General features: G+C 43.8%; 7 protein-coding genes and 1 riboswitch. All 7 genes read right to left on the bottom strand.

Features of this window, described 5'->3' with window-relative positions:
* Positions 1-365: 365 nt before the first annotated feature.
* Positions 366-503: a hypothetical protein gene (locus tag L634_RS33695; RefSeq protein ID WP_157452484.1), complete on the bottom strand. Its 138-nt coding sequence runs from the start codon at positions 501-503 to the stop codon at positions 366-368.
* A gap of 22 nt (positions 504-525) precedes the next feature.
* A riboswitch (cyclic di-GMP riboswitch) is annotated at positions 526-610 on the bottom strand.
* Positions 611-979: 369 nt separating this feature from the next.
* Entirely contained in the window at positions 980-1897 is a 918-nt protein-coding gene (locus L634_RS0129470) for a DMT family transporter (RefSeq protein ID WP_026585453.1), read from the bottom strand.
* 67 nt (positions 1898-1964) lie between these two features.
* A complete protein-coding gene (locus L634_RS0129465) occupies positions 1965-2852 on the bottom strand; it encodes an N-acyl homoserine lactonase family protein (protein WP_026585452.1) in 888 nt (295 codons plus the stop codon).
* Between the two features lie 67 nt (positions 2853-2919).
* A complete protein-coding gene (locus tag L634_RS0129460; protein WP_026585451.1) occupies positions 2920-3492 on the bottom strand; it encodes a hypothetical protein in 573 nt (190 codons plus the stop codon).
* Between the two features lie 35 nt (positions 3493-3527).
* On the bottom strand, positions 3528-5057 hold the full coding sequence (locus tag L634_RS32085) for a sodium:solute symporter family protein (protein ID WP_034263495.1): 1530 nt from the start codon (positions 5055-5057) through the stop codon (positions 3528-3530).
* A 166-nt stretch (positions 5058-5223) separates the two neighbouring features.
* Positions 5224-5808, bottom strand: a complete 585-nt coding sequence (locus L634_RS0129445; RefSeq protein WP_026585450.1) for a hypothetical protein — start codon at positions 5806-5808, stop codon at positions 5224-5226.
* Between the two features lie 216 nt (positions 5809-6024).
* Positions 6025-7464 carry an aldehyde dehydrogenase family protein gene (locus L634_RS0129440; protein WP_051428443.1) on the bottom strand — a complete coding sequence of 480 codons (1440 nt, stop codon included), beginning with the start codon at positions 7462-7464 and terminating at the stop codon, positions 6025-6027.
* Positions 7465-7772: the final 308 nt, after the last annotated feature.

Below are 7772 nucleotides of genomic sequence, written 5' to 3'. Positions count from 1 at the left end.
TCCTCACTTTTCGAAAAGTCGCCAACTTATCCCGCCGCCGTGCTTCACACTTATTGCATTAGGGTCTACCTATTCGCCTGTGGGTCTCACGATTGTCCACATCTCCTTCAGACAACACCTCACGGTGTTGCCCTAGATTAAGCTTCCCGAGCTAGGTCAGTCTCCTCGGGTATGGATTTTCACCATCTGGGATTCAAATTCGATATCTTCANTCAGTCGTTTCATCGAAATGACGTCTCTGTCGGATAAAGAAAAGAAGAGCGTTAGCTCAGCCAACACTCTATGCGACTGCCCGTCGCACAAAAAGCCTCCCTCCATGGGAAGCCTTTTTTGTTATCGCTTATGTACTTGACTTAGCAGCTGGATCATAACTTGCTTGCCAGCACTGTTACCAATGCACTGATTGCACCAGTAAGAATGGGAAAGGAAATATACAATGCTCTTTTCTTAAGCTTTTTCCTTTTTGCGATTTCTTCCGGGGTAACCCAGGTACGGTTTGACATCAAATATACTCCTTTTCATTTTGATGGCAGCTGGCTGGCTTTATCCTTTGATAGAGGCCCCTCTAGCTTTGCGTCATTACTTTTCAGTAATTTTGCCCTTAGATCCTTTATGGTCTATCATAGACAGTCTTAGATGCTCTATACAGAAGCAGCAGTTTTGAAAAAAGTCATCCATAACCTGCTACAAAGTCCTTCTTACCCACTGTAGAAAAGAATAAACTTATAATACCCAAAAAAAAAAAAAAAAATACTAACAAAGTCTCAGGGAAGTTGTACTATTCAACCATTTCAACGATTGGAAGAATGCAAAAGAAGCTCCTTAAGCGGGATGGCTGGAGCAGATTATAAAAGGAATCCACGAGAGCACTTTTTTTATATACTTAACGAATATTAATTTGAAAGAATCCCAACTTATAACCAAAAAAGCAGAGAGCAACAGTAGCTCCCTGCTTTCTTTCGGTAGCGGCAAACATCACCTATGCACTAGCCTTTTCCCTCTTCCTGCTTATCATATAATCATCCATAACCCCCGTCCCCAGCACAACCCCAGCGACAATAAACAAAAACCCGATAATTTGCTCAATCAATATGGTTTCTTTCAAAAACAATACCGATCCAATCAGGGTGAAGAACGGCATGAGGTTGTTGAATATTGTTGTCTGGCCAGGGCCGATATTTTGAATAGCGATATTATACAAGAGCTGGCCAATTCCAGTCGCCACTACACCGGATAAAAGGAAGATGATCCATACTTTTACGTCTGTTACAGCCATACTTGAAATTCCCTCTGTATCGATAAAGAAACTAAACAGGAACATAACGATTGAGCCGGCTGTCAGCATGATGGCTGTCATAAATTTCGGATTAACAGATTGAGAGTTTCGTTTGATTAAGATAAAGCTAAAGGCCTGTGTGAGCATAGCCATAAAAATCAAAAAGTCTCCTAAGGATATGCCGCCCAGCCTTCCGCTTCCGTTCAGAACAACAAAGAGTACACCCCCAAATCCTATGCAGATTCCCAGTAATCTCATTTTGGTCAGCTGGTCATGCAAAAAGAGGATCCCGAGTATGGAGGTAGTTAATGGACTGAGTGCAAGGATGATGCCAGCATTGGAGGCCGTTGTCTCCAAGAGGCCGGTTGCCAAAAACAAGTGGTGCCCGGTAACACCTAAGACGCCGGCCGATATCGTGATAAACCACTCTTTCCTTGACATTTTTTGCAGGTTTTTCCGCCACCAGAAGAATAGAACCAGAAGAATGCCTCCAAGAAATATTCTGGTGCTTTGCATCAGGATAGGCGGGAAGTATTCAATTAATATTTTAATAGCCACTACATTTAATCCCCACATCATCATGACGAAGACAAGTAAAAGATATGTGCCAATCCGTGGCATAGGTTTCACTCCTTTTAGCCAGAAAAATGCCGAATACGAATTGTATCCGGCCATTCTGGTCTAATTATTACTTTACAATTGTGACAATGCGGTTTTTGCCAATTTGCTCTGTCTTGTATTTTTCAAATACAGCAATGTCGTGGCCCGGGATGACGCGGTCTATGTTGCCTCCGACCAGCTTATTGACTTTATCAATGGAAATGACTTGTTCAAGGTTATCCAGTCCAAGTCCCAGAGGTTTATAGTCCGTTGCATTCTCATATGTGTACACAACATCCTGGGCAAGAGCATACGTGCCTTGCTTTGTTTCAACCGTTACGGCCTGGGTGCCAAATGTGTGGCCCTTGGCGGTATGGACTTTTACTCCTTTAACGACCTCAAAATTGTCCTCCTCAATGAGTGTCAGCCTGTTTTCGGCAGCCACTTCCATCAGGTCATTTATATGGTCAATATCCGTTGCAAGCCATGCCCATTCACGTACCTTGTCAGGAAGGGATAAGGATGACACCCAGCCATCCAGTTCCTCTTTTTGCACATAAAATTGTGCTTCTGGAAATTGATCAATATTCCCGGCATGGTCAAAGTGCAGATGGCTTAAAATAACGGTATCAATATCGTTTGGAGTTAAATTTACTTTTTTCAAAACCTCTGCCGGGGCCTCAATATTTGATCCGCCAAATAATTTGGTCCAATCCTTTTGTCCATCTTCTGCATCATTTCGATAGCCAATGTCAAATAGGATATTGTGTTCTTTATTCTGGATCAAATTATAAAAGAATGGGAGATACGTAGTTCCTTGATTATGCGCACCATAAACCAATCCCGATTTAGGATAATCCTCAATTCCTCCATACTCCAGCAGTTTTACGCCATAGTCTCCTTTATTAGCTGCAAGAGCACTGCCCGAAAGGATAAAAGAAAAAATGAGAGTGAAAATGATCATGAGCTTTTTCATCCTAGCCTTCTCTCCTCCTTTTAATTTGCATTTAATTCATCCGTCCACATTTCAAAAAGCACAGCTTTTATGCCAGCATTCGCCTGGTTAGAACGATTGAGGAATTCTCCAAAAACTTTTTATCTTCGGTTTCGAAATACTGTTCAAAATAATGGATGGATTCTTCATACATGTTCACAGATTCCAAATAAGCGGCAAGGATATGTTTCATCGATTCCGGAGCTTTCAGCCTTTTTAATTCCGCCTCAATAAAAGTAATCTTTTCATCGGCTTCCTCCCTCACCTGAACAAGCTTTTCTTCCTCTGTTTCTCCGTTTAAAAACAGAATGCCGGTTCCTGTAATCCGCAGCATCATTGTTTTTAAATCAAAATGAAGCGGCCGGATTTTCTTGGCAAATTCAAGCTCTTCCTCTGTCAGGCTATCCACAAACTCAGCATCCTTAAGCGCTTCTTCTTTTACTGTTTCAAAATGGCTATAATCCTTTTTGGTGTTCTCATCGACTGTGTGGTCATGCTCAGCGTGGTTTTGCAGCCGAGCAGGCTCCTTCTTAATTTCAGAAGAGTCAGACGAAGATGGAGATACTGAATTACAGCCTGTTAGCGCCATTAACATTATGGTTATAGTTAAAATATATTTCAAAATGAACGCCACTCCTTGAAAATAGCACCATTTCTTTATTGAGAAATGGTCTTACTGTCAGGTACAGCCACTTCTGAACCATAAATATTTTCAATAAACTCTTTAGGCATCGGTTTCGTCAGCAAAGTCACCAAAACCATGACAGGGGCCGCGGCTAAAATCGAGTAACCAGCAGCCGCAAAAGGATTGGTAATGGCTTCAATAGCCGGAATCCATCCCATATACAGCAATGCATAGCTGATTACACCTACACAAAAGGAAGCAATAGCCCCTTGTTTGTTGGCGCGCTTCCAAAGAGCCCCTATCGCTAACGGACCTGCAAGTCCTGAGACCATTCCCCCAACACCAACCCATAAAAACATCGCCAGGGATTGCGGAGGATTGTACGCAAGGATGATCCCAAGGACAAGACACGCTACAACCGAAACCCTGCCAATGATTAAAGAGTTTCTTTCTACTTTTGTTTTGTCCGGGTTGTTTTTCGCAAACGTTTTACGGTAAAGGTCATTTGCGAAAATTTGGGAGAAAGAAACAACTAAGCCGTCACCTGTAGAAAGGATTGCCGACAGCACAACAACAGCCATCAAGGCAGCAACAAATGGCGGGAACACCTGCACAAATAATGCCGGGATAACAGAATCTGCATTTTCAAGTGTCCCTGGAATAACTGCAGCCCCCAATAATCCGCCAAGTGCCATCATTGGCAGCAGAGCACCGCCAATGATGCAAAAGCTTAAGAATATCTTCATCTGCTTTCCATTTTTAAGAGCAAAGAACTTGTTTCCGATATGAGGCAGCACACCAAATGGAATATGGGCAATTAAAAGGAGGAATACTAGCCATGCCCCGCCGTAAGTATCATGGCCTGGAATAAACAATGTGTCCCAGCCAGCCTGCGGATTCTTTGCTGTAATAGCATCATTAACAGCAGAGACTCCTCCATCCACACCATAGCCAATAAAGAACATGACAGTAATGATGATAGCAATAATTAACATAAGGAAGCCTTGAATTGCATCCGTTAATATATCTGAGTGGGACCCCCCGAGCACCAAATAAATGCCAAGTACAATGGCCGTTAGCCAAAGTCCCATTTCATACGTCAGGCCCATCATCGTCTGGAACATCAATGCGGCTGCAACCAGCTGAGAAACGATATAGAAAATAAGTAGTAAAGAGAGCAGCGCCAGCCCAACACGCAAGAATTCACTGTTAAAACGTTCCCCAACAATCTCCGGAATCGTTCGATTGCTAAATTTGTCACCCATTTGCTTGACCATTTTCGCAGTTAAAAGCATTCCGCCGTAAATACCGATCGGATAGATCATCGGATACCATAGACTTGCAAAGCCAAGACTGTAGGCAGTCCCCGGAATCCCCATGAAAGTGGATCCGGATGCTGTTGTCGCACATACTGCAAGGCCCAGCGCAATCGGACCATAGCTTGAACGTGCAGTCGCAAAATCATCCGCGTTTTTCGTTTTCTTCATTCCCGCATAACCAAGATAAAGCATCAGCGCAATAAAAAACGCCATTATGGTCCAGGACCAAGCGAATACTGACATAAACAGCCCCCCATTCATTAATCATTAGTCGACTTTAAACATATCGGTTTTAAAAATTAAAAATCCAAGAACGACCCAGGAACCTAATATATAAATCGCTCCATAATGCAATACAGTCATATTCTCACCTCCCCAGACAATGCTTAATGATGACAGCGCTTCCAAATCATCCATTACGGCTTGCCATACTCTCCAGCCATGAATGGAGCTCCTTCATTTTTCTGGCTTCGGCCGTTACTCCTGTTAAAGCTTCCGTGACCATTAATGTTTTTTGGCCTGGTGAACATTCATAAAAAACATGATAGGGCAGATAAATCCTCTCCCTCCGGTTTAATTGATAAATCGGCGGCTTTAAAGGCCTCATCAGCTTATAAACATAATTTTCAAGTGCAAGCTTGCATTCATCATCAGCTGACGCTTCGGTAATCCTTACCGGCAGGCAGTTCAGCGGCTCAGCCTGAACCATTTTGCAATCAGGCCAAATATCTGTTTGTGCCGCAACATTTGTCAAGCCATTTACACCGAAGCGAATTAAGGCTTTGCCGTCCCTAAAAACAAATCTAGGGACGGTCACCTTCCATTCATAGAAAAAATAAGGATAATAAAAAGTAAAAACCGGATCAGCCCTCTGACTGGCAGAAGAACCAAATCGTTTTCTTTTTCTCGGTTTATTTATGATCTCCTCAAGAGTCAGTTCAGCCTCCGCTGCCTGTATGGGAACTGAAGGCTTATTTTTAATTGCATGAGTCATCTTCCGGCCTCCATTGCAAACACAGATAGCTCTGTACATTTGCCTGTTCATTTACGCTTCAGGCTCAGCGTTCCGCAGGCGGATAGACACTCGACGGCGTACGCCTGCGGGAATCCCCCCTGCATCTACAGCAGGACATTAAAATCAGTATCCTCAGCTTTCTCGAGGAGCTCTCGCCTTCCGCTCTTTTCTACAGGGTGCCAATATCCGCTATGTCTACAAATTAATAATCACTGTCTTAAGGAAAGTCATCTCTTCAATCGCATAACGCGGACCTTCTTTTCCGATGCCGCTATCTTTAATACCTCCATATGGCATGGCATCCGCACGGAAGGTTGATGCATCGTTGATAATCACTCCGCCCGTCCTAAACTTTTTGACTGCCTTCATGGCCGTATTGATATTAGTTGTAAAAATACCGGACTGGAGGCCATAGTTCGAATTATTGGCCTGCTCGATGGCATCATCAATATCATCAAAAGGCATCACCGTTAAAACCGGTCCGAAAACCTCCTGGCAGACTACTTTCATTTCAGAGTTCACATCGCTTAAGATGGTAGGTGCCACAATAGACCCGTCCTGTTTTCCGCCAGTGATCACTTTCGCCCCTTGAGAGACAGCTTCATGAATCCATGCTATGACGCGATCCGCTTCCTTTTTACTGATCAGAGGACCGATATTCGTTTCTGCATCAAGCGGATTTCCTACCTTCAACTGCTCTGTTTCTGCTTTTAGCTTATCAAGGAATTGGCCATATACTTGTGTATGAACCAGTATACGCTGAACTGAAATACAGGCCTGGCCTGCAGTATTGAAGCCCTTTAACACGCACATTTTTGCAGCCAAATCAAGGTCGGCATCATGGTGAACAATATTTGGAGAATTATTTCCAAGCTCAAGCGAGACAGGGCGCAGCCCGCTGTTTTCCTTAATGTGGCGGCCTACCTCTGCACTTCCAGTAAACGTATATTTGGCAATTCTCTCATCTTCAAGCAGCCACTGGCCTACGTCCGATCCAGAACCGCATACGAGGTTGACGTATCCGGAAGGCAGCCCAGCTTCCTGTAAAATATCAATTAAATGATAAGCAGAAGTTGCCGTATTGGAAGCCGGCTTCCATACAACCGTATTGCCGGATGCAATCGCCGGTCCGATTTTATGGCAGGCAAGATTAAACGGGAAGTTAAATGGAGTAATCGCCCCGATAACTCCAAGTGGTGCCCTGACTGCATATCCCATGCGGTTTTCTGCCCCAGGACTTGCTGAAATGGGAATCACTTCCCCGTCAATCCGTTTGGCTTCCTCTGAAGATAAAGTGAGCGTTTGGATGGCGCGGTCCACTTCACCACGGGCATCGGTAATGGTTTTGCCAACTTCCCTTGATAAAGTAAGGGCCACGTCTTCTTTTCGATTCTTTAAAATTTCAGCTGCACGCTTTAAAATTTCATAACGCTGATATGGTGTAAGCTGGTCTTGATCGAAGGTCTTTTGAGCTATCGATACAGCTTGGCTGATATGCTCTTTGCTCGCCTTTGCCACATTGGCTATGACTTCCCCTGTATATTTATCAAGTACGGCAAACTCAGAATCTGTGAAAATTTCCTGCCCTCCAATGATCAGTCCTTTTCTTTCTGCTGTTGTTTGATCTGTTGGCATCCTTATTCCTCCTTAATAAATGAATAATTTAAATTCTGTGGACCTTGTTTTGTTTATTCCGCTCCACACACTCGGTTTCCGCAGGCTGTCAGGGAGCCTCCTTGGCGCCTTGCGCCTGCGGGGTCTCCCTTTGCTGCTTCATAAACGCTCATAACGACCTTTTTCCTCAGACTCACTTTATTTGCGGCTTTATGAACCCTTCATGACGAAGACTCACTTCATTTGCGGCTTCATGAACCCTTTATGACGACCTTTTTTCTCAGGCTCACTTCATTTGCGGCTTCATGAACCCTTCATGACGACCTTTT

Origin of the sequence: Bacillus sp. J33 (assembly GCF_000518885.1) — a bacterium.
Classification (GTDB): Bacteria; Bacillota; Bacilli; order Bacillales; family Cytobacillaceae; genus Cytobacillus.
Note: the sequence above shows the minus strand (reverse complement) of the source record. Positions and strands in the feature narration are given on the sequence as shown.

Bases quoted from the DNA above. Each gene is read 5' to 3' on its own strand.
- L634_RS0129465 (WP_026585452.1), bottom strand. From the start codon at position 2,852: ATGAAAAAGCTCATGATCATTTTCACTCTCATTTTTTCTTTTATCCTT.
- L634_RS0129470 (WP_026585453.1), bottom strand. From the start codon at position 1,897: ATGCCACGGATTGGCACATATCTTTTACTTGTCTTCGTCATGATGATG.
- L634_RS33695 (WP_157452484.1), bottom strand. From the start codon at position 503: ATGTCAAACCGTACCTGGGTTACCCCGGAAGAAATCGCAAAAAGGAAA.
- L634_RS0129445 (WP_026585450.1), bottom strand. From the start codon at position 5,808: ATGACTCATGCAATTAAAAATAAGCCTTCAGTTCCCATACAGGCAGCG.
- L634_RS0129440 (WP_051428443.1), bottom strand. From the start codon at position 7,464: ATGCCAACAGATCAAACAACAGCAGAAAGAAAAGGACTGATCATTGGA.
- L634_RS32085 (WP_034263495.1), bottom strand. From the start codon at position 5,057: ATGTCAGTATTCGCTTGGTCCTGGACCATAATGGCGTTTTTTATTGCG.